Origin of the sequence: Haloarchaeobius caseinilyticus (assembly GCF_051207395.1) — an archaeon.
GTDB lineage: Archaea > Halobacteriota > Halobacteria > Halobacteriales > Natrialbaceae > Haloarchaeobius.
In genome coordinates this window covers 323,162-343,863 of record NZ_JBPJZC010000001.1, presented here as the reverse complement: position 1 = coordinate 343,863, position 20,702 = coordinate 323,162, and the positions used below count along the sequence as shown (strand labels likewise).

The following is a 20,702-nucleotide window of genomic DNA, read 5'->3' as shown; positions in this document are numbered from 1 at the left end:
CCAGTCACATCGCTGCAGTCACGAGTCGCACTGCGATGTACGGCACGACGATGAGCAACGACAGCACGAACCCGAACGCGGCGACGATGGCCAGCACGGGCGTGACGAACCACGCCAGCCACAGCAACTCGACGGCGACCAGTATCGCGAGGATGGTGCGACCGAGGGTCAGTTGGTCACGCAGCGCACGCAGGGTCGTGCGCCACGATGGGTCGGCTCGGGTCCCGGTCTCGACGGGCAGCGTGGGGTGTTTCGTCTTCATGTGTGTTCGACAGTACCAGATAGCACACCACGGGTAAAAAGTATAATCTGAAGAACATTTCAGGCAGTCTGCTAACTGAAAATCCCTTCAGTTGCTAAGCGGTCTGGCGACGACGGTAAAACTGCCCTGCGTACCCCCTTATCGAACTTCTCGAACCGTCTCCACGACCGAGAGGCTGTCGTCGACGACGACTGCAAGAACCTCGTCGCCGACACGGGCCGTCACCACGAACTCCCACGGGTCGGCCGCCCGCGTCTCCACGGCGTCGGTGTCGACCACGAACGACAGTTCCCACGTCGGGACCCGACTCGCATCCAGCCCGTGGTCGTGGTAGAAGGCGACGACTGCGGGTGACTGCAACAGTGTCTCGCCGACGCTCGTGCGTAACTGACCGTGACAGCGGTCGCACTCGTAGCGGACGACGTTGTCACACAGTTTCTCGCGCTTCCACGTGTTCTCGTCCGCCTCGGTTTCGTCGTGGCCCTCGGTTTCGTCGTCACCGTCATCGCCGGCAACGTCGTCCGACTCCCTGCCCAGTTCCGCAGAGTCCAAGAAGTCGTGCGACATCGACCCGCCACAGTACGGGCAGACCTCGGAGACCGCCAGCGCGATGGTCGACCGTAGTTGCTGGTCGAACGTCCGAAGGAGCGCCTCGTCGGACTTCCCCTCCGCCGACCCCGGCAAGAACGGGACGTGATGTACGTGGTGGTCGCAGTCGGGACAGACGATGGACAGCATGTCCTCGGCGTAGCGCGCTTCGAGCAACCCATCACACGACGGGCAGGGACTCTCCGTGGCGATGGTCCGCGATTCGTTCTCGCCCAGTGCAGTCCCGGCGAGCAGTGCCTGATACAGCGTCACCGCCGGGAGTCGGAGACGATACCCGTCGTCGGTCTGTTTGACGAACCGGTCCTGCAGCTGCCGCAGGTGATAGCTGAACTGCCCGCTGTCGGCGACACCCGACGCCCGGTGGAGTTCCGAGTACGTGAGCGTCTTCCCCGGCGACTGCACGAGCGCCTGGACGATTCGTAGCCGCACGTCGTTCGCGAGCGGGCGCAACACGTCTTCCACCCGTTCAGCCGCCCCGTCGAACGCGCCACGTTGCTCTACCATGGGTGAGACAGGAGACGGAGCGAGAAAGTGTTGCCCGTCACCCCGACCGGCGTGACACTGGCCGTCGACGCAACACGTGTCGGTAGATAGACCAGACAGAAAGTATTTAACAGACCAGCAGACAGGTTCAGTCGCAATGCATCCCCGCATTGCGTCGACGGTGGCCCTCCCGAGTCGTTGCCCACGACCCGCTGGCTACCGCCGGCCCGACGCGGTCACGCCTGCCCAGCGTGACCCCGTCGCTATCCGCTCTCTCCCTCTCTCTTTCCCGATGTCTTTCGAACGAGAGTCAGTGACGACGCTGTCTCACCCTCGCTCGTTCCCGCGATTTTCAGGGGAAGACGCTATCAGTCGGCGGGGTGGCTCTCTCGCATGAACAGGCGGACCGCCCTTTCCCTCCTCACCAGCAGCCTCACCCTGCTCGCTGGCTGTACCGCCGTCGACCGAAGCGACGACCCGGCGAACACCGACGAGGCCGACGCAAACCCGGGGAAACCAGTCGCGGGTGCGGCCGAACCGATTTCGACGACGGCGACCGTCGACCGAGACTCGCTCGACTATCTCGACGACACGGACGAAATCCGATACGTGGCCAGACGACGCGGCGGCGAACCGGTGTACGAGTCACTCCCCTTCGACCAGTGGGGCGATATCGAGACTGCGCACGTCGGTGCGAGTGCGGTCTCCGAGCGACTTTCGGCCGAGACGCCCGGCCTGAGTACCGGCGTCTCGACAGTCGAGCGTCGCAAGCGACTCGTCGTCGGCTATCACGGCGACGACCGGGCCGCGTTCGACCGGGTGGTCGCCCAGACGCCCCGTGCAGTCACGACGACCGTCTCGTTCGCGGGGAGAGAATATTCGGGAACGCATCCGGTCGTGGTGGCGCGAACGCGAGAGGTGGCTGCGGACTACGCAGAGAGGAGAGGGAGAGAAGTCGCTCTGTCTCGGTGAGTATCGAAGAAGCGGGCCGGGCGCGATTTGAACACGCGACCGTCTGATTAAGAGTCAGACGCTCTGCCTAACTGAGCTACCGGCCCAACTGCGTTTCATCGTTGCTGGTGGGTATTAAAAAGGGTTATCATTCGAGTCGCCTTCGCCACTGGCTTCCAATCGCAAACGGTACCCCTGCGCCGACCGGATTCCCACCAATGTCGTGGGGCACACTCGTCGTCGCGGGACTGTTCGAAATCGCGTGGGCCATCGGCTTAGAGTACTCAGATGGGTTCTCGAAGCCGCTGCCGAGTGCGTTCACGCTCGGCGCACTCGCCATCAGCATGGTGTTGCTGGCTCGCTCGCTCGAAACACTGCCGGTCGGAACCGCCTACGCGGTGTGGACGGGCATCGGCGCGGTTGGGACGGCGACGCTCGGTGTGGTGTTGTTCGACGAGCCAGCGACGCTCACACGGGCGGGGTTCGTGGCTCTCGTCGTGGCCGGAATCGCCGGACTGCACGCGACTGGCGGATGAGAGCCGACGGGTTCGGGAGCGTTAAGTGCCCCGGGCGAAAGGTGTTCGATACATGACGACCGGGGTCAGTATCTCCTCGATGTCGAAGTACGCCATCCTCGGCTGTGGGAGCGTCGGCCACGCGGTCGCTGAGGAACTCGTCGAACAGGGCAAGAACGTGCTCATCGTCGACCGAGACGAAGGGCGCGTCGAAGCCCTGCGAGACCAGGACCTCAACGCGCAGGCCGCCGACATCCGTGACGAGTCTGTCGCCGAGGAGATCGCCGGCTGTGACGTTGTCCTCATCATGGCTTCGGACGTGGAGTCGAACAAAGTCGCAGTCCAGAACATCAGAGAGCGCGACGGCGACCAGTTCATCGTCGTCCGCGCCTCGGACCCCGTCTCCGGCGACGAGTTGACCGAGTTGGGTGCGGACGTGGTCATCAACCCGTCGTCGGTCATCGCCGACGCGGCGATGCGCTCGCTCGAATCCGGCGAACTGGAGTACAAGGCGAACCAGCTCGCAGAGGTCTTGAGCGACACGAAAGAGCGCGTCGCCATCTTGACCCACGATAGCCCCGACCCGGACTCTATCGCCAGCGCGGCCGCGCTACAGGCCATCGCCGAACACCTCGGCGTCGAAGCCGACATCTGCTATCTCGGCGACATCGGCCATCAGGAGAATCGCGCCTTCGTGAACTTACTTGGTATCGAACTCCTGAACTGGGCCGACGTCGAGGAGAAGGACGCCTACGACACGATTGCCCTCGTCGACCACGCCAAAAGCGGCGAGGAGGTCGAGGTGGCCGTCGACGTGGTTATCGACCACTACGAGCCGAGTGAAGGCCTCGACGCGGACTTCGTCGACGTGCGGACGAACATGTCCTCCACGTCGACCATCATGACGAAGTACATTCAAGAATTCGACATGAAGGTCGACGAGGCCGTGGCGACCGCGCTGCTCTACGGTATCCGCGAGGAGACGCTCGACTTCAAGCGCGACACGACGCCGGCCGACCTGACCGCGGCGGCCTATCTCTACCCGTTCGCGAACCACGACCTGCTCGAACAGGTCGAGTCGCCGTCGATGAGCCCCGAGACGCTGGACGTGCTCGCCGAGGCCATCCAGAACCGCGAAGTACAGGGCAGCCACCTCGTCTCGAACGCGGGCTTCATCCGCGACCGCGAGGCACTGGCGCAGGCGGCACAGCACCTCCTGAATCTGGAGGGTATCACGACGACGGCCGTGTTCGGCATCGCCGACGACACCATCTTCCTCGCCGCACGCTCGAAGGACATCCGGATGAACATCGGGAAAGTGCTCGCCGACGCCTACGGCGAAATCGGCGAGGCGGCCGGGCACTCGACGCAGGCCAGCGCGGAGATTTCGCTCGGCATCTTCACGGGCATCGAGACGACCGACGAGAACCGCGATACGCTCCTCCAACTCACCGAAGAAGCTGTCAAGCGAAAACTGTTCCTCGCGATGGGTGTCGAGAGCGGAGAGTCCGGAAACGGCTCGTAGAACGTAGGTACGGTGCAGTTACGCCGCGACCTCTTCTTCCTCTTCTGGCGTCTTCAGGCGCTCGATGACGTCGTTGACGAGGACCACGTCGCCCACGGCGCGCACCCAGCGGTAGGGGATGAGTACGCCACGCATACCGTTCACACGGCCACCGAACAGTTCCGGGTTGAGTTCGGTGAGTGCGAGTCCGGTGACGACTTGACTCTCGATGTCGAGTCGGACGTCCTCGATTTCACCGACGAAGACGCCGTTGTTCGAGTAGACCTCGCGGCCGACGATGGAGGTGATCTCCTGGGGTGTCCCGTTCATATCCACCCAGTGGGGGAGACGGGTCTTAATACTTGGTCAGACTCTCACGCGAGCGAATCGAGCAGGTCGCCGAACGCGGACAGTGCGGCCTCGGTGTCCTCGGGGTCGCGGCCCAGACTGACGCGGACGGCCTCGGGGACGTCGAAGAACCGGCCGGGGACGACGAGCAGGTCGGCCTGCTCCCACGCGGCGGCGGTGAGTTCGTCGCCGTCGTACCGCTCGTGTTCGAGGAGCGCGAACGAACTCCCGGACGGGATAGTGCCGTCTAAGTCGGGGCGGTCAGCGACGAACGACGCGAGCAGTTCGTGGTTCGCCGTGAGGAGTTCGCGCCGGTCCGCAGCGAGTTCGGCCTGATTGGCGAAGACGCGCTTCCCGAGTTCGACGCTCGGCCGGGCGAGTACGGGGAAGTGGTCGGCGATGCGTTCTGCGTGGGCGACGAAGTCGGCGTCGGCGACGAGCCAGCCGATGCGGAGCCCACCGAAACCCATGAATTTGGTGAGTGAGTTCGTGATGACGACGTTCTCGACACCAGCGGCAGTCGGTCCACCGAACCCTTCGGGACCGGCCGAGTCGGTCACGTAGGGGGCGTATACCTCGTCGACTAGCAGGCGTGCGTCTTCGGTGGCGGCAGCGTCGGCCGCCGCCGCGATGGTGTCGACCGGTGTGAGTGTCCCGGTCGGGTTGTGTCGGTTCGTCATGATGACGAGCGCCGCCTGGGACCGGACCGCACCCTCGACACGGCCCGGGTCGAGCTGGTAGTCGGTCTCAGGTGTCCGGAGGTATCGGTCGACGCGCGCGCCGAGTGCGTCGGGCGTCGCCAGCAGCGGTTCGTATCCGGGTTTCTCGACGAGGACCTGTGGCTCGTCGCCGGCGTCGTCGTCAGCGCTCGTCTCGGCTTCGTCGAGTGCCGTCGCCACCGTCAACAGGTTCGCCGAGGTCGCCCCGGCCGTCACCAGTACGTTCTCCGGGCGAACGTCGTACAGGTCTGCGACCTGTGCCCGTAACTCGCGATCCGGAGGTGGGTCCTCGAGTCCTGCCAGTCGGCCCGGAACCGCACCGGCCTGGCGCTGGAAGGACCCACGGAGGTCGCTGGAGCCGAGGTCGTGCGTCGCAGCCTCCGGCCGTCCAGCGATCCACTGCAGGTAATCGATGGTGGGGAACATAGTGGGTCGTGCGACCGCGTGGTAGTTGAGTGTTAGTGTGCGTGCACAATTTGGGTGACGATACTGGTTCGTTCGGTGCCGTTACTGCGACAGTCAACGCCGATTTCGCGGTGGGTGGAACGCAGTCGAAAACCCGACGTGAGCATATGAATACACAAAAATTTTAAATAGTAGTAGTCGGCTGCCGGTGAGATTGTTGATGCATGAGGGTATCACCGTAAGGTTCGAACTCGTACTTGCCGGGGTGCCTCTGACAATCCGGCCCTCGACTGACGGGCTGCCCGACCCGTCATCATGAAGGGGGTCTTCCCCCCTGTTTTACTACCGCGAGTAACGTCGCCGTGACGAACCATTGAAGCCACTCTTCCGAGAGGGGTGGGTATGGACCGAGACGCACGCCGGACGCTCGCGGTCGTGTTCGGTATCGTCTTCGTCGACTTGCTCGGCTTCGGCATTCTCCTGCCGGTCATCCCGCTGTACGCTCGGAGTTTCGGTGCCAGTGCGTTCGTCGGGAGTCTCCTCATCGCCGCGTTCTCCGCGATGCAGTTCCTCGCCGCCCCGGTTCTCGGACGACTCTCCGATGCCAGGGGTCGTCGGCCCGTCCTGCTGTTGTCGTTGTTCGGAAGTACTCTCGCGTGGACGATGTTCGGCCTCGCGGAGTCCATCGTCGTGCTGTTCGTGGCCCGCCTCCTCGCCGGGGCGATGGGTGGGAACATCGCGGCCGCACAGGCGGTCGTCGCGGACGTGACGTCACCGGACGAGCGCGCGAAAGGACTCGGACTCATCGGCGCAGCGTTCGGGCTCGGGTTCGTCTTCGGGCCCGCGCTCGGGGCACTCTCTTCGACGCCAGCGGCCGTCTCCGCCGTGAACACGACATTGGCCACTGTAGGTATCGAGTACGCGGTCGGGCAGTACGCGCTTCCGAGTTTCGTCGCCGCGGCCATCTGCGGCGTGAACCTCCTGCTCGCGCTGGTCTTCCTCCCAGAGACGCGCCCAGCCGACTCGGGTGACGAAAATCCTGAAACCAGAAAGCAGCCCCAGCAGGGTCGCCTCGACCGTATCCGTGAGGCGCTCGCGACCCCGTTGCTTGGCACGCTCGTCGTCTCCTTCTTCGTCGTCTCGTTCGCCTTCTCCGCGCTGGAGAGCCAGTTCGTCTTCTTCACCGACGACGTGTTCGGCTACGACACCACGATGAACGGCTACCTGCTCGCGTACTTCGGCGTCGTCATCGCCGTCGTGCAAGGCGGTCTCGTCGGCCCACTCACCGAACGGTTCGGCGAAATTCGGCTGGCGGTCGCTGGCTCCGCGATTCAGGCGGTCACGTTGGTCGCGGTCCCGTTCACCCCGACTCTCGCGACGACGCTCCCGGCTGTAGCCGCTCCGGGGCCGCTGACGACGGAAATCGTCGCCCTCTGGCTCGTAGCCACACCGCTTTCGTTCGGCAACGCCATCACGAACGTCTCGCTCACGACACTCGTCTCACAGTCGTCGAGCGCGGACGACCAGGGCGGCGCGTTCGGGTTGACACAGTCCGCGGGCAGTCTAGCCCGAACGTTCGGCCCCGGACTGGCTGGCCTCCTCTACACCGCCGTCGCCCCGTGGGTTCCGTTCGTCGTCGCCGGGTTTCTGTTCGTCCCGGTCGCGGTGACGCTCGCGCGAGTGACGGCGACGGAGGCCGCGCCAGTGAGCGCCTGAATCGGCGATACTCGCCGTTTCCCCAATCCCTTCGACTGGTGACTTAAGTCCCGTCGGCTGGTAGTCCCACTACGATGAGTGAGAGCGCGTTGCTGACAGGGTCGCGGCTGCTTGCGGGATTCGCCCTCCTGCTCGGGAACGGCTTCTTCGTGATGATCGAATTCGCCATGACCCGGGTTCGCCAGTTCGACGAGTCGGAGTTCACGGGCCACCCCGGCCTCGAACGGGCGTGGGAGATGACCGAAGAGTTGGAGATATATCTATCCGGCTGTCAGGTGGGTATTACCGTCTGTTCTATCGGCCTCGGCGTCGTCGCCGAACCGGCACTCGCGGCCGTGTTCAACCCGATTTACGTCGCACTCGGCCTCGCCGAGCCGGGGTCGCATACCGCACTCGCCGCCGGGACTGGCTTCGCGCTGATGAACTTCCTTCACGTAGTCATCGGCGAGCAGGCACCGACCTACTTCGGTGTCGAACGCACCAAAACCGCGGCAAAGCGTGGCTCTCGCTTGCTCTACCTCTGGACGAAGCTGATGTCGCCGTTCATCCGCTTCTCCGACAAGACGGCCAAAGCCATCCTCTCGCTGTTCGGCGTCGAGATGACCCGTTCGTGGGCCGAAGAGGAACTGGAAGAGGACCTCGACGACGACACCAACCTCGCCTCGCGTGCCGAACTCCGGACCAAGATGGGCAGTGCCCTGAGCCAGAGCGGCCTCTCGAAGGAACGTCGCCGTGAAGTCGTCGCGGCACTCGAAATCGGGTCGACGCCGGTCGAAGACATCATGGTCCCGGTCGATGACGTGGTCGCGCTCCGAACCGGAGACGACTTCGAAACCAGCCTCGCCAAGATGCAAGAGAACCCGCACATGCGGTTCCCCCTCGTCGCCGGCGGCGGGTACGAGGACTACCGCGGCCCGGTGTACGTCCCGCGGGTCCTCCAGCACATCGACGAACTCCGCGCGGCGGAGACGACGCTCGACGACCTCGCGGACTCGCCGATGACGCTTCCGTCCGATACGGCAGTCTCGGACGCCATCGACCGCTTCCAGGAAGCCGGTGAAGAACTCGCGCTCGTCACAGAAGACGGTGACGTCGTGGGACTCGTGACGCCGACGGACGCCTGGGAGACCATCACGGGCGAGCAGACGGACCCGCTGGACGCGAACCCGGCCTGATTCCTGCGACACGGGGCCGACCGTGTCTCATTCGTCACTTCTCGCCGGAGGCGCGTAGGTCCAGCTTGGTATCGAACGTCCGCTCGAATCGCTCGTACGTCGAATCCGCGACGGCGTCCCGGACGAGTGCGAACGCGCCGTGTGCGCGTCGGTCTCGGGTCGCCGTCGCCACCGATTCGACGAACCGGAACACACCGGAACTCTCCGCATACATCAACAGCACGTTCACGTTGTCGAAGACGACCCAGCCCTGCCCCGGTTTCACGTAGTCCATCCCGCGCGTGAACTGCGCGTGAATACCGCTCAGGTCGTTCGGGTGGACAACGTCCGCAGTCCACATCGGGCCGTCGTACTCGACCGGTGAGCCGGAGACGGGGACGACGCCGACCTTGTTCGGGTCACCACCGCGGTCGCGGACGAGCCGTTCGACCTTGCTCGGCGGTCGGGTCGTCGAGAGCACCAGCAGGTTCTCGAACGCGACGTCGGGAACGACTTCGAGCGGCGAGTGAAGCGAGGGCATGAGGACGAGCGCCTGTGTGCCCGACTCCATCTGGAGCGGTGCCTTAGTCGTCGTCCGCATCTTCGAACCCTCCTTCTGTCGTCGTGGTTTGCGTCTCGAACGGTTCCGGTTCGGTGTCGATGAACTGCCTGGCGAAGTAGTAGATGCCGATGGTGGCACAGACCGACGCGCCGAGGTTCAGCACGCTCGTGACGAGGAGCGAACTGTAGATGTCGGGGAAAATCACGTCGGCGTCGATGAGGATGCCCAGCACGTTCGACACCGTCAACAGGAACAGGCCCACAGAGAGGCCGACGATGCCCTCGGTGTAGGCGACGTTCTGTGCGTAGGCGACGACCGGGTAGAGCAAGAGGAGCGACGCCGACAGCAACAGCGCGATTTGAACGGCGACGAGACCCTGCTCCGGATTGGCGAGGAACACGTCGACGAGACTCGCCAGTGCGACCGTTGTCATTCAGAGGTTCCTCCGTTCGGTCAGGAGACACACCGCCTGTATCGCGGCGAGGACCGCACCGACGACGCCGACGGTGAACACGAGGTTGAACCAGACGAGGAAGTGTGGCAGGTCGTAGAGGTAGAACGCCACGACTGGCGCGTTCACGAGCAAGAAGCCGAGGAACACCGCCGGCATCGGTTTCAGCATGCGATTGATCGGCGCGCCACGATACCCGCGGACGGCGACCAGCGAGAGGACGAACCCCGCGGTCAGCACGACGATGTTGGCGAGCGTCACCGACTGGACGAGAAGCCAGTAGATCTCCTCGCTGATGTTCACCATGGCCCGTCACCACCCGGACCGCACCCACCTGTGTCTGTCACTCCCAATCAGTGGGTGAGTCTCCTAAAAAAGCGTATTGGAACGGTACGTCGTCGCCAGCGCGTTGTCGGCGTCTGGCTTCGACCGTCGTCGATTCGCGCTCAGACGCCGAAGGCGTACCGGAGCACGAGGCCTGCCAGGATGACCGCCGCACCGAGGAACGAGGTGATCGGTTCGGGGACGACGAACATGAGCGCACCGGCGAGGACCACGTAACTTGAGGTCTGCATATGTGACCGCAGGTGCCGACGCCAGAAAGTGAGCGGGCCTAGCTGTTCAGGGGGTGTCACGAGTGGCTAGCGACAAAGACGGAGCGATGCCGGGACAGCGATGGAACAGCTACAGCAGTGCGTCGAGGTCGACGTGTTGGCGCAATAGGGTGGCCATCCGCTCGACCGTCTCCTCGTCGCGGGTACGACCGACGCGAATCACGTCCTCGGCGCGCTCGATAGTCGTCAGGGTGTTCGCCTGCACGACCACGATGGGCACGCCTTTGTCCGCGGCTTTGCCCAGCACCGCGCCGGACGGCCGGTGCCCGCCGGTCAGGACGAGGCACTTTACGCCGGGTGCTTCGAGCGCTGCGGCGTGGATGTCCGCCCGGTCGCCGCCAGTGATGACGGCCGCGTTCTTCGCGCGACGGAATCCGCGCAACGCGGCGTCTGCACCCATCGCCCCGACGCTGAAGCGTTCGACGAGCCCATCGGTCGACACGTCGGTCAGCACCTCCGCACCGAGTTCGTCGGCGAGTTCTTGCACGGTCACGCCCGCGAGGTGTTGCTCGCGGGGGACGATGCCGAACACGTCGATGCCTTCGCCTTCGAGGAAGGGGACCACGTCGGTCGTGAGTTCGTCGTAGGCCTGGTCGGGGACTGCGTTGAAGACGACGCCGTGCAGTCGGTCTTTGCCCACGTCGTCGACCGCCGCGAGCACGTCGTCCACGTCGTTGACCTTCTTGTACGGACAGACGAGGACGACCGACGCGTCCAGCAGTTCGGCCACGTCGCCGTCGGCGATGTCGAGGACGTTGCCCGCGCTCAGACCACCGCCTTCGAGGAACATGCGGTCGTACTTCCCGGCGAGGTCGTCGTACGCCTCGCGGATGCGTTCGCGCACCTCGGTCGCGTCCTCGCGGCCGCGGATGGCCCCCTGGATGAACGTCGGCGAGTAGACGACCGGTTCGAGGTCGTGCATCTCGGCGTCGAGGCCGAGAATCGCCTTCGCCAGCAGCGGGTCCTCGTCGAGCGTCTTGCCGACGTTCGACTGGAGTCGCGTGCCCTTCGGCTTCATGTAGCCGACCGAGCCGTCCTGTTCGTTGGCGATGCTGGCCAGCGCCAGCGTGACCGCCGTCTTGCCGGTACTCTCTGCGTTCGCGGTGACGAGAATCGGGTTCATAGTTGCTCCGTGTCCACGGTGAGTCGCACGTCGATGGCCTGTACACCGTCGGGGCCGGCGACGAGCGGGTTGATGTCCAGTTCCAGTATCTGCGGGAAGTCGGTGACCAGTTGCGAGAGGCGCTGGATGGTCTCGACGACGCTGTCGATATCGGCCGGTGTCCGGCCGCGTGCCCCACGCAGCAGCGGTGCCGCCTGAATGTCGTCTATCATGTCGCGGGCCTCCGCCTCGGAGACCGGCGCGACTCGCAGGGTCGTATCCTCCAACACTTCGACGAAGATGCCGCCGAGGCCGAACAGTACGAGCGGGCCGAACTGCGGGTCCCGGTTCATCCCGACGATGGTCTCGGTGCCCGCGTCGAGGTCGACCATCTCCTGTACCTGGACGCCGAGGATGTCCGCGTCCGGCTGGTAGTTCCGAGCGCGGGTCACGAGGTCCTCGAACGCGTCGGCCACGTCGTCCGTTTCGACGCCGACTTTCACACCGCCGATGTCGGACTTGTGCAGGATGTCCGGGCTGACTATCTTCATCACGACCGGACCCTCGATGCCAGCGGCGACCTGCACCGCGTCGGTCGGGGAGTCGACGATTTCGCCCTCTGGCGTCGGGATGCCGTAGGCGTCGAGCAGCCCCATCGCCTCCACACCGAGGCGGTTGTCGTCGCGGCGTTTCGCGCCCATGAGTATCTCACGAGCGGCCTCGCGGTCCACGTCGAACTCGGTCGCTGGCTCGTAGGTCGTGTCTCGAATTCGGCGATAGCGCGCCAGCGCGTCGATGCTGTCGACGGCCCGGGCGGGGTCGAAGTAGTTCGGGACGCCCGCCTCGCGGAGTACCTCGTTCGCACCAGTGGCGCGGTCGCCGCCCATCAGACAGGTGACGACCGGTTTCTCGTACTCACGCTGGCGGTCGACCACGACCTCGGCGAGGTCCGCGTAGTCGAGCACGGCGGTCGGGGCGCTGACGACGACGGCTGCGGAGACGTTGTCGTCGGCGAGGACGATGTCGATGGCCGTCTCGAACCGGTCGATGTCGGCGTCGCCGATGGCGTCGACCGGGTTGTACACGTTCGCCTCCGCGGGCATCGTCTCCTTCAGTCGGTCGAGGGTGTCCTCGGTGAACGACGCGAGCGAGAGCGACGAGTCGCCGATGGCGTCGGTCGCCATCACGCCGGGCCCGCCCGCGTTCGTGATGACTGCCACGTCGTCGGAGTCGGGCAATGGTTGCCCGGCGAGTGCCTGCGCCGAGTCGAACAGTTCTTGCACCGATTCGGCGCGGATGACGCCCGCCTGGTCGAGGCCGGCTTCGTAGGCGGCCTCACTGCCCGCAATCGCGCCGGTATGACTCGACGCAGCCTTCGCCCCGGCGTCGGTTCGTCCGGACTTGACGACGACGACGGGCGTGTCGTCGGTCGTCTCGCGCGCAGCGTCGACGAACTCACGACCGTCCTCGATGGATTCGAGGTAGCCAAGCACCACGTCGGTGTCTGGGTCGTCACCCCACGCCCGGACGAAGTCCGTCTCGTCCAAGACAGCCTTGTTGCCGAGCGAGACGACGTCTTTGAAGCCGATTCCCTGGTCGTTCGCCCAGTCCAGTACCGCCGTGATGAACGCGCCGGACTGACTCATGAAGGAGATGCTGCCCGGTAAGGCTCGGTCCGGTCCGAACGTCGCGTTCATGTTCACCTGACTGTTCATCACGCCGAGGCAGTTCGGCCCGACGAGGTTGATGTCGTACTCCTCGGCGACTGTGGCCAGTTCCCGCTCGCGTGTCGCGCCGTCGCCGCCCGTCTCGCCGAAACCGGCGGTGATGACGACGACGTTGTCGACGCCGGCCTCGCCCGCGTCGCGGACCACGTCCACCGCGTACTGGACTGGCACCACGACGACGGCGAGGTCGACCGGCTCGGGGACGCTCGCGAGGTCGGGATAGCAGGGCTGGCCGAGCACCTCGTCACGACTCGGGTTCACGGCGACCACGTCGCCGTCGAACGCGTCGAGATTCTCGAATATCGCTCGCCCGACCGAACCCTCGCGGTCGGTCGCGCCGACCACGGCGACTCGGTTCGGGGCGAACAGGCCTGTCAACGTTCCCATCGTTCGAACCGACGAGCGGTCGTAGGATAAAACTGTGTCCGGGTCTCACAACCCCGAGTTTCGCGAGCGGGCGTGGTACCGCTTCACTTGCAGCGGTGGTGGGTTCGGTCGCAACGATGATGCACGCGCCAGTCCTCCACGCCTGACGTATCACACCAGTAGTCTGGAGAGCGACCGTCCCGCCGTCCTCACTCCGCGACGTCGGCGATTTCAGCACCGGCGAAGGCGATTATCTGTGCCGGTTCGACCGGGAACACGGCCATGGGCGTCCCCGCGGCGGCCCACACCGTCTCGAAGTCGGTGAGCCTGTCGTCGATGTACACCGGCAGGTCGTGGTCGTGACAGAACGGCGGGACCCCACCGATGGTCCAGCCCGTCGCCTCCTTCACCTCGTCCGCGGTCGCCAGTCGCGCTTCGTCTGCGTTGCAGAGTGCGGCCAGCCTGTCGGTGTCCACCCGGTTCGACCCTGACGTGACCGACACGACGACGTCGCCGTCGGCGACGAGCACGATGCTGCTGGCGATCTGCGCGACGTCGCAACCGATGGCCGTGGCGGCGTCGTGCGCCGTCTTGGTCCCCTCCGGGAACTCCTTCACGTCGAGGTCCACGCTGTATCGCTCGCGTGCGTCGGCGACGAAATCCGCTGCGCTCGGGTGCATGATGATGTGCTCACGGCTCGGCACCCATAAGTATTAGGCTTGCGTCGTCGCTCCCGTTCCACCCTACGCGTCGCGGAACGAGACGTCTACCAGTTGCGCTGGGCCGCCGTCACGGCGGACGTACCGGGCCGGGCCGTCACCGTCTCGGTCGACGGCAAAACAGCGGAACCGGACGACGAGTCGCCCGTCAGCGACGGTCGCTCGGCAGACGACGCCTGTGCTCGTCACGACGACGTAGGGTGGCCCGGCGACCGGTGTCGCCCGCAGCTCGTAGCCTGCGGCGGCCACTGCGTCGGTGAGCACTGCCGGCAGCGCCGACAACACACCACGCTGGTCGAGTAGCGCTTCGAACGGTGGGACGACCGCTGCACGGTCGGTGGGTGGGTCGGTCCACGTCGCCGCGAGTGCGTCGGCACTCGCTGCGATGTCGTCGACGAGTTCGGCGTGGTCCGTGCATATCGTTTCGCGGGCGGCGGCCGTGGGTCCCGTCACGACGAGTGCTTCGGCCCCACTCGGCAAAAGCGTCGGGAAGGCAGCCAGAAGATTGCGCAGAGACGGAACCCGTGAACAGAGGTGGCACGACACGCATCGACCCCACTAGTAGTCGTACACTGTCACTACCTGTGAGGTGAGTTGTCCACTAACACACACGCAGAAACCGGCGACAGAAACGAGTGCCGAGGCGGCCAGTACAGTTATCAAACAGGGTGAAAGACCTGCTTTCATGAAGAACGTGACACGTCGTCGGCTGTTGCGACTCGGCGTCGGAACGACGCTCGCAACCGTCGGAACGGCTGGCTGCCTCTCTGATAGCTCTGGAAGCGGAACCCCCGAAGAACCGACGACTGACGAAATCACTGCCTCGGCTTCGCAGACGGATTCTACCGAGACCGAACAGTCGACGAAGACGGCGTCGGCGTCGACCGATATCCGTGCGTGGGTCCCGATGCCGGGCGCCACCCCGACCACCCGGTCGTCGTTCACGGTGATGTTCGCAGACCTCGACAGTCTCCGTCGACTCGAAGACTCGTTCTGGGAAGACGGGTACGGCGCACTTCGAAACTCGACACTCGGCCCTGCGGCCGCCCTCCCACTCGACGGGAGCATCCGACAGAGCGTCACCTTCGGCGGGAGTGACACGGTTACACTCGCCCGAACACGACTCGGGCCGGACGAACTCGCCACGACGCTCACCGACGCGGGCCTCTCCGATACCGACGTGCTGGCGGACGTGCCGGTGTACGACGGCACCGTCGAGGGACAAGACGTGACGGCCGCCGTGGTCGGCGACGCACTCGTCGTCCTCGGTGACGTGTCCTCGAAACTGGCGTACGTACAGGCAGTCCTCGACGCTCGCGCAGGCGACGGTGACTCGTACCTCACGACCGACGAGGACATCGTCGCACTGGACGAGGCGCTCCCGGACGGCCAGTTCGGGTTCCTCTCCTCGGACGACCAGGACGACGGTCCGACGCCGATTGGCGGCAGTAGGGGCATCGGCTACGCCTGGTCGTTCGGCGAGTCACGAACCGACCTGCACGTCGGTATCGCCTATCCCGAGGGCGACGCACCCGCCCCGACAGAACTCACCGACTTCATCAGCGGGCGGGCGGGCTTCGCCGACTACGACGGATTCGAGGCGTCGGCGACCGGTCGCGTCGTCGTCTCGACTGGCAGTATCGAGACGGAGAACTTCGACCTGCTCACGAACGGCGACCCCGGCAACCATCCGACGAGTTACGAGGTGCCCCCGCAGGTGAATTTCGGCTTCGAGCAGGACCAGCGTGCCGAGACGGTCACGATTCAACACCACGGCGGCGACACGCTGACCGCGAGCGAACTGAACGTCTCGGTGGCGGGCGAACCGACCGACACGCAGTGGGCCGACGAATTCACCGAGGTACAGGCGGGTGACTCACTCACCGTCTCCGTCGCCGGGGCAGAAAGCGGAGACGAACTGAAAGTCGAGTGGCTCGGCGAGAACAACTCGGCGATCATCGCACTGTACAGAGTCGAGTAGCCAGCGACCGAAACGCGGCGAGAACGGCAGCAGACGAAAGTGCGACAGACGAAAGCGCAGCAGACGAGACGGTGCGGCCGTCTACAGCACGATGCTCTTCTGGCGGAGGAAGGCGTGGATGGAGGCGTCGATGCCTTCACGGCCGATACCGGACTTCTTGTTCCCGCCGAACGGGATGTCACCGAGACCGTGGCTCGGCGCGCCGTTGATGCGGACTGCACCGGCGTCGAGTTTGTCGGCGAGGCGCATCGCGCGGTCGTAGTCGCCCGTGAACACACAGGCGTCGAGTGCGAGGTCGCCGTGGTTGGCGAGTTCGATAGCCTCGTCCTCGTCCGAAATCTTCGTCACGGCACAGACCGGCCCGAACTGCTCTTCGTGGACGATGCGGGCGTCGTGGGGCACGTCGGCGAGCAGCGTCTGCTCGAAGTCACGGCCGTCGCGCTCGCCACCGCGGACGAGCGTCGCGCCCTTGTCGAGTGCGTCGTCGACGAGTTCTTCGACCCACTCGGCCTGCTCTTCGGAGATGAGCGGCCCGAGGTCGGTGTCCTCGTCGAACAGGTCGCCCTTAATCCAGTCGTCCATCGCGTCGTCGATTTGCTCCACGAGGTCGTCGTGCACGTCCTCGTGTGCGAGAACGCGACTGACTGCGGAACAGCGCTGGCCGGCGTACTTGAGCGAGCCCTTCGCGGCGGCCGCGGCGGCCTCGTCGAGGTCGGCGTCGGGGAAGACGACTTCCGGCGCGTTCCCACCGAGTTCCATGTGGAGTTCGACCATGCCGGACTCCTTCGCGACGTGTTCGCCAGCACCGGAGGATCCGGTCATCGCGATGGCGTTCACGCGCTCGTCGCCGGAGAGCACGTCACCGATGACCGAGCCCTTCCCGGTGACGAAGTTGATGGCCCCGTCGGGGACGACCTCGTTCACGACCTCGGCGAGGATGGCCCCGGAGATGGGCGTCTTCGACGCCGGCTTGAGCACGACGCTGTTCCCGGCGGCGAGTGCCGGTGCGACTTGCAGCGCGGTCGTCGCGAGAGGGTAGTTGTACGGCGTGATGCAGAGCACCGTGCCGACGGGCTCGTGCTTGACGATAGCTTCCCAGCCCTCGTGGCCGGACGTGGTACCCTCACGGTACTGTCCTTTGATGTGGCGAATCTCTTCGGCGGCGCGGCGGAATCGCTCGGCCGCGCTCCCGACTTCACCGCGGGCGCTCGAAATCGGCTTGCCCGCCTCACGGACGATGACCTCCGCGAGTTCCTCTTCGCGGGCTTCGAGCTTCTCGGCGATTTCTTCGCACCACTCGGCGCGCTCGACGATGGTCGTCTCGCGCAGCGGTTCTTTCATCGCGTGCGCCGCTGCGAGTGCGTCACGTGCCTGTTCCGGCGTCGCAGCCGCCACCTCTGCGAAGGTGCCCCCGTCTGCCAAGTCGGTTACGGGGAGCGTCTCGTCGGCGCCCTGCCACTCGCCGTCGATGAGGAGCCGCTCTCTCCGTTGTGCGGTCGTGGTAGCCATACTCGTAGGTGTGTCCTCCAGCACTAAAAAATTTACTCGGTGTAGAATTAAACACGCTACCGGCTCGGTGGAGTAACAGTCTGACGGCTAACACGAATATCACGAAACAAGTACAAATAGTCGTCTGTGCTATGCGAGAGCGTAGTCGACGCGCATACTTAAGCTGTCAGCACGAGTATATTGGGTCGTATGAGCACCCAGAAATCCGTCCGCCAGCAGGCCGACACCGTCGAACACAACGCACTTCGCATCGAGGAGAAGAAGGCAGAGCAGATCATCGACGCGCTCAACACGGACCTCGCCGCGACGTACACACTGTACCACCAGGTCAAGAAGCATCACTGGAACGTCGAAGGTGCGGAGTTCCACGACCTGCACATCTTCTTCGGCGACTTCGCGCACGAACTCGAAGAGGCTGCCGACGAGCAGGCCGAACGCCTCCAGGCACTCGGTGGCGTCCCCGTCAGTGGCATGAGGGCGCTCGCCGAGAAATCGCCCGTCACCCCAGAGGACGAAGACGTCTACACGATTCGTGCCTCACTGGAGAACGACATCGAGATGGGCGGCGACATCATCGAGACCATGCGCGAGCACATCGAACTGACGACGAACCTCGGTGACCACGCGACGGCGCACATGCTCCGCGAACAGCTCCTCGAACTGGAAGAGTACGTCCACCACGTCGAACACTACCTCGAAGACGACACGCTGGTCCAGTAAGACGAGGCGTCGGGTCGGTCGGTTTTTTCGTCGTGGGTCGTTCGGTTATCGCTCGACCGAGACCGTGAGGTCCGTCGCGATCCAGCCGTCGGTGTTGTGGTCTTCTGAGAAAACGACGGTTCCTGGTGCGGACTCGTTGGCGCGGACCGGTGGGAGCGGATCGTGGTCCGCGTCGATTTCGACGTCGGTGTCGCCCGAAGGTGCCGGGTAACTCATTGCATGAGTGTACGTGCAGACGACACCAAATAGATTTTGGTTCGCCTAAAACTGTGCACTCTCCGAGCAGACTCAGTCGTGGCCGGACACGCGGACCGGCTCGTACGGCTCTTCGAGCCACTCGACGTCGGAATCGGAGAGGTCGATGTCGAGGGCTTCGACGGCCGCTTCCAGATGCTCGACGCTCGACGTCCCGACGATGGGCGCGTCGACGGTGTCCTTCGAGAACAGCCACGCGAGGCCAATCTGGGCCATCGAGACGCCCTCCTGCGAAGCGAGTTCCTGCACGCGCTCGTTCACCTCACGGCCGCCACCCTCGAAGTACGGGTGTGCCTTCGCGTAGTCGTCCGACTTCCCGCGCGTCGTCGCGTCGAAGTCCTCGTGCGGCCGGGTCAGGTACCCGCGAGCCAGCGGCGACCACGGGATGACCCCGATTCCTTCCTTCTCACAGAAGGGGAGCATCTCGCGTTCTTCCTCGCGGTAGAGCAGGTTGTAGTGGTTCTGCATCGTGGCGAAGCGGTCCAGCCCGAGCGAGTCGCTCGTGTGGAGGGCGTCGGCGAGTTGGTGTGCCCACATCGACGACGCGCCGAGGTACCGAACCTTGCCGCGGCGAACTGCGTCGTCGAGCGCCCGCAGCGTCTGCTCGATGGGTGTGTCGTCGTCCCAGCGGTGAATCTGGTAGAGGTCGATGGTGTCCATTCCCAGTCGATCCAGCGAGTTCTCCAGTTCCTGCTCGATGGCCTTTCGCGACAGGCCGCCAGAGTTCGGGTCGTCCTCGTTCATCTGGAAGTAGCCCTTCGTGGCGACGACGGCCTCGTCGCGCTGGCCATCGAGCGCCTTCCCGAGGACGCGCTCCGACTCGCCGTTCGAGTACATGTTCGCCGTATCGAAGAAGTTGATTCCGAGGTCGAGCGCCCGGTCGACGAGTTCGATGCCCTCCTCCTCGTCTAAGACCCACTCGCGCCAGTCCGACGTGCCGAAGCTCATACAGCCGAGGCAGATGCGTGAAACCTCCAGTCCGGTGTCACCCAGCGTGGTGTACTCCATATGCGGACCGACGCGTGGTCCCGTGAAAAACGCGTGGTCGGAATAGTTAACTGACAGAGGTATCTTCGATGGGATATGCGCCGCCTGTCAGCCCTCCTCATGCTCGCAGTCGTCGTGTCGACGCTGGTCGTTCCACCAGCGGCGGCCGCCGACGCGGGCCCCCATGCACACTCGGCGACCAGTCAGTCGCTCACCGACGCACCGGTCGCTGTCGATTCCCCAGCAGCACTCGCACAGGAGAACACGAGTTCGACCTCGGAGAACGCCACCGGGAGCGATTCGGTCACCATCTACGGACCAGAGACCGCGGTGTGGAACGCCAGTTCTGAACTCTCCGTCGGCGTCTCCGGGGCCGAAATCGAGTCCGTGACGTGGAACCTGCCGGACGGGAGTACCGCGTCAGGTACCCCGACGACCTACACGTGGCAGGAGAAAGGGAACCAGACGGTTCGCGTCGTCGTCGAGACCAGTGACGGCCGGACGCTGGAGGCGAGCAAGACGTGGGACGTGTACCGCTACGAGCGTGGCGACCGTAACCCGGTCCCGGGGCTCACACTCATCTTCTTCATTGCACTGTTCATGCTCGCCATCGTCTTCATGTACACCATCGGGGTGCCGGTCATCATGCAGACCTTCTGGCGCGGATAGTCGCCCCGATCGATTCCAGGGACTGCGTTTTGGCGTCGTCTCTAGAACCGATACCGCGGAATCGTTCTCGAATCACGACGCGACCAGCACACTGGTTGCTGGCGTCGACGACCAGTCCACGAATCACGACGGTACATACCGCAGCCACACCCTCCCCATCCGATTCGCGTCGTTTCGGTCACTTCGTTCCCTCCACGACGCTCATCCCTCGCGCGCCTACACCTCGTGGCCCTCGCTGCGCGGCTCACGGGTCACTCCGTTCCCCGTTCGCTTCGAGGCGGCTTTGCCGCCTCGCTCGGCACGCTCGGAAGCGCGCGCCAGACTGGCTGTAACGGCTCACGTCGACACGGAGAACAGGGACGACCGACCCGCAC

23 protein-coding genes and 1 tRNA gene are annotated in these 20,702 nt (G+C 64.8%); 8 read left to right on the top strand and 16 right to left on the bottom strand.

Features of this window, described 5'->3' with window-relative positions:
* Positions 1 to 4 precede the first annotated feature (4 nt).
* Together ACSC1P_RS01850 and ACSC1P_RS01845 are read right to left on the bottom strand one after the other, a co-directional pair.
* The gene (locus ACSC1P_RS01850) at positions 5 to 262 is read right to left on the bottom strand and encodes a hypothetical protein (protein WP_435358424.1); all 258 of its coding nucleotides are present in this window, start codon (positions 260 to 262) and stop codon (positions 5 to 7) included.
* A gap of 138 nt (positions 263 to 400) precedes the next feature.
* A complete protein-coding gene (locus ACSC1P_RS01845; RefSeq protein ID WP_435358423.1) occupies positions 401 to 1,375 on the bottom strand; it encodes an ArsR/SmtB family transcription factor in 975 nt (324 codons plus the stop codon).
* 372 nt (positions 1,376 to 1,747) lie between these two features.
* Here ACSC1P_RS01845 and ACSC1P_RS01840 point away from each other — a divergent pair, with 372 nt between their 5' ends.
* Positions 1,748 to 2,326, top strand: coding sequence for a hypothetical protein (locus ACSC1P_RS01840; RefSeq protein WP_435358422.1), 579 nt, complete (start codon positions 1,748 to 1,750; stop codon positions 2,324 to 2,326).
* Positions 2,327 to 2,338: 12 nt separating this feature from the next.
* On the opposite strand, the gene ACSC1P_RS01835 is transcribed toward ACSC1P_RS01840, so the two are convergent.
* Positions 2,339 to 2,412 (bottom strand) — tRNA-Lys (locus ACSC1P_RS01835).
* Between the two features lie 111 nt (positions 2,413 to 2,523).
* On the opposite strand from ACSC1P_RS01835, the gene ACSC1P_RS01830 reads away from it, so the two are divergent.
* Both ACSC1P_RS01830 and ACSC1P_RS01825 read left to right on the top strand, forming a co-directional pair.
* Positions 2,524 to 2,841, top strand: coding sequence for a DMT family transporter (locus ACSC1P_RS01830; protein ID WP_435358421.1), 318 nt, complete (start codon positions 2,524 to 2,526; stop codon positions 2,839 to 2,841).
* A gap of 52 nt (positions 2,842 to 2,893) precedes the next feature.
* Positions 2,894 to 4,345: a DHH family phosphoesterase gene (locus ACSC1P_RS01825; RefSeq protein ID WP_435358420.1), complete on the top strand. Its 1,452-nt coding sequence runs from the start codon at positions 2,894 to 2,896 to the stop codon at positions 4,343 to 4,345.
* An 18-nt stretch (positions 4,346 to 4,363) separates the two neighbouring features.
* On the opposite strand, the gene ACSC1P_RS01820 is transcribed toward ACSC1P_RS01825, so the two are convergent.
* A complete protein-coding gene (locus ACSC1P_RS01820) occupies positions 4,364 to 4,654 on the bottom strand; it encodes a PRC-barrel domain-containing protein (protein ID WP_435358419.1) in 291 nt (96 codons plus the stop codon).
* Between the two features lie 44 nt (positions 4,655 to 4,698).
* Complete coding sequence (locus ACSC1P_RS01815; protein ID WP_435358418.1) at positions 4,699 to 5,817, bottom strand: pyridoxal phosphate-dependent aminotransferase; 1,119 nt, start codon at positions 5,815 to 5,817, stop codon at positions 4,699 to 4,701.
* 381 nt (positions 5,818 to 6,198) lie between these two features.
* On the opposite strand from ACSC1P_RS01815, the gene ACSC1P_RS01810 reads away from it, so the two are divergent.
* Both ACSC1P_RS01810 and ACSC1P_RS01805 read left to right on the top strand, forming a co-directional pair.
* Positions 6,199 to 7,512 carry an MFS transporter gene (locus ACSC1P_RS01810; protein WP_435358417.1) on the top strand — a complete coding sequence of 438 codons (1,314 nt, stop codon included), beginning with the start codon at positions 6,199 to 6,201 and terminating at the stop codon, positions 7,510 to 7,512.
* Between the two features lie 74 nt (positions 7,513 to 7,586).
* Positions 7,587 to 8,687 (top strand): CNNM domain-containing protein, encoded by a 1,101-nt coding sequence (locus tag ACSC1P_RS01805; RefSeq protein WP_435358416.1) that lies wholly within the window; start codon positions 7,587 to 7,589, stop codon positions 8,685 to 8,687.
* A 34-nt stretch (positions 8,688 to 8,721) separates the two neighbouring features.
* Here the strand turns inward: ACSC1P_RS01805 and ACSC1P_RS01800 are convergent, their stop codons facing one another.
* The 8 genes from ACSC1P_RS01800 to ACSC1P_RS01765 all read right to left on the bottom strand — a co-directional run bounded on the left by ACSC1P_RS01800 (position 8,722) and on the right by ACSC1P_RS01765 (position 14,660).
* Positions 8,722 to 9,267, bottom strand: coding sequence for a DUF7504 family protein (locus tag ACSC1P_RS01800; protein WP_435358415.1), 546 nt, complete (start codon positions 9,265 to 9,267; stop codon positions 8,722 to 8,724).
* Complete coding sequence (locus ACSC1P_RS01795; protein ID WP_435358414.1) at positions 9,251 to 9,661, bottom strand: hypothetical protein; 411 nt, start codon at positions 9,659 to 9,661, stop codon at positions 9,251 to 9,253. The genes ACSC1P_RS01800 and ACSC1P_RS01795 overlap by 17 nt, the downstream gene beginning before the upstream one ends.
* Positions 9,662 to 9,985 carry a hypothetical protein gene (locus tag ACSC1P_RS01790; protein ID WP_435358413.1) on the bottom strand — a complete coding sequence of 108 codons (324 nt, stop codon included), beginning with the start codon at positions 9,983 to 9,985 and terminating at the stop codon, positions 9,662 to 9,664.
* 140 nt (positions 9,986 to 10,125) lie between these two features.
* A complete protein-coding gene (locus tag ACSC1P_RS01785; RefSeq protein ID WP_435358412.1) occupies positions 10,126 to 10,254 on the bottom strand; it encodes a transporter in 129 nt (42 codons plus the stop codon).
* Positions 10,255 to 10,363: 109 nt separating this feature from the next.
* Positions 10,364 to 11,416 (bottom strand): phosphotransacetylase family protein, encoded by a 1,053-nt coding sequence (locus tag ACSC1P_RS01780; protein ID WP_435358411.1) that lies wholly within the window; start codon positions 11,414 to 11,416, stop codon positions 10,364 to 10,366.
* On the bottom strand, positions 11,413 to 13,509 hold the full coding sequence (acs, locus tag ACSC1P_RS01775) for an acetate--CoA ligase alpha subunit (protein WP_435358410.1): 2,097 nt from the start codon (positions 13,507 to 13,509) through the stop codon (positions 11,413 to 11,415). The genes ACSC1P_RS01780 and acs overlap by 4 nt, the downstream gene beginning before the upstream one ends.
* A gap of 188 nt (positions 13,510 to 13,697) precedes the next feature.
* Positions 13,698 to 14,168 carry a YbaK/EbsC family protein gene (locus ACSC1P_RS01770; protein WP_435358409.1) on the bottom strand — a complete coding sequence of 157 codons (471 nt, stop codon included), beginning with the start codon at positions 14,166 to 14,168 and terminating at the stop codon, positions 13,698 to 13,700.
* Positions 14,169 to 14,231: 63 nt separating this feature from the next.
* Positions 14,232 to 14,660, bottom strand: a complete 429-nt coding sequence (locus tag ACSC1P_RS01765; RefSeq protein WP_435358408.1) for a DUF7988 family protein — start codon at positions 14,658 to 14,660, stop codon at positions 14,232 to 14,234.
* Between the two features lie 232 nt (positions 14,661 to 14,892).
* Between ACSC1P_RS01765 and ACSC1P_RS01760 the strand changes: the two genes are divergently transcribed.
* On the top strand, positions 14,893 to 16,188 hold the full coding sequence (locus ACSC1P_RS01760) for a hypothetical protein (protein WP_435358407.1): 1,296 nt from the start codon (positions 14,893 to 14,895) through the stop codon (positions 16,186 to 16,188).
* A gap of 81 nt (positions 16,189 to 16,269) precedes the next feature.
* Here ACSC1P_RS01760 and ACSC1P_RS01755 read toward each other — a convergent pair whose 3' ends face one another.
* Entirely contained in the window at positions 16,270 to 17,697 is a 1,428-nt protein-coding gene (locus ACSC1P_RS01755; RefSeq protein ID WP_435358406.1) for an aldehyde dehydrogenase family protein, read from the bottom strand.
* Positions 17,698 to 17,886: 189 nt separating this feature from the next.
* On the opposite strand from ACSC1P_RS01755, the gene dpsA reads away from it, so the two are divergent.
* Positions 17,887 to 18,417 (top strand): DNA starvation/stationary phase protection protein DpsA, encoded by a 531-nt coding sequence (gene dpsA / locus ACSC1P_RS01750; RefSeq protein ID WP_435358405.1) that lies wholly within the window; start codon positions 17,887 to 17,889, stop codon positions 18,415 to 18,417.
* 45 nt (positions 18,418 to 18,462) lie between these two features.
* Here dpsA and ACSC1P_RS01745 read toward each other — a convergent pair whose 3' ends face one another.
* Together ACSC1P_RS01745 and ACSC1P_RS01740 are read right to left on the bottom strand one after the other, a co-directional pair.
* Positions 18,463 to 18,633 carry a hypothetical protein gene (locus tag ACSC1P_RS01745; protein WP_435358404.1) on the bottom strand — a complete coding sequence of 57 codons (171 nt, stop codon included), beginning with the start codon at positions 18,631 to 18,633 and terminating at the stop codon, positions 18,463 to 18,465.
* 72 nt (positions 18,634 to 18,705) lie between these two features.
* Positions 18,706 to 19,680: an aldo/keto reductase gene (locus tag ACSC1P_RS01740; protein ID WP_435358403.1), complete on the bottom strand. Its 975-nt coding sequence runs from the start codon at positions 19,678 to 19,680 to the stop codon at positions 18,706 to 18,708.
* A gap of 75 nt (positions 19,681 to 19,755) precedes the next feature.
* Here ACSC1P_RS01740 and ACSC1P_RS01735 point away from each other — a divergent pair, with 75 nt between their 5' ends.
* Positions 19,756 to 20,328 carry a PKD domain-containing protein gene (locus ACSC1P_RS01735; protein ID WP_435358402.1) on the top strand — a complete coding sequence of 191 codons (573 nt, stop codon included), beginning with the start codon at positions 19,756 to 19,758 and terminating at the stop codon, positions 20,326 to 20,328.
* The last annotated feature ends 374 nt before the right edge of the window (positions 20,329 to 20,702 follow it).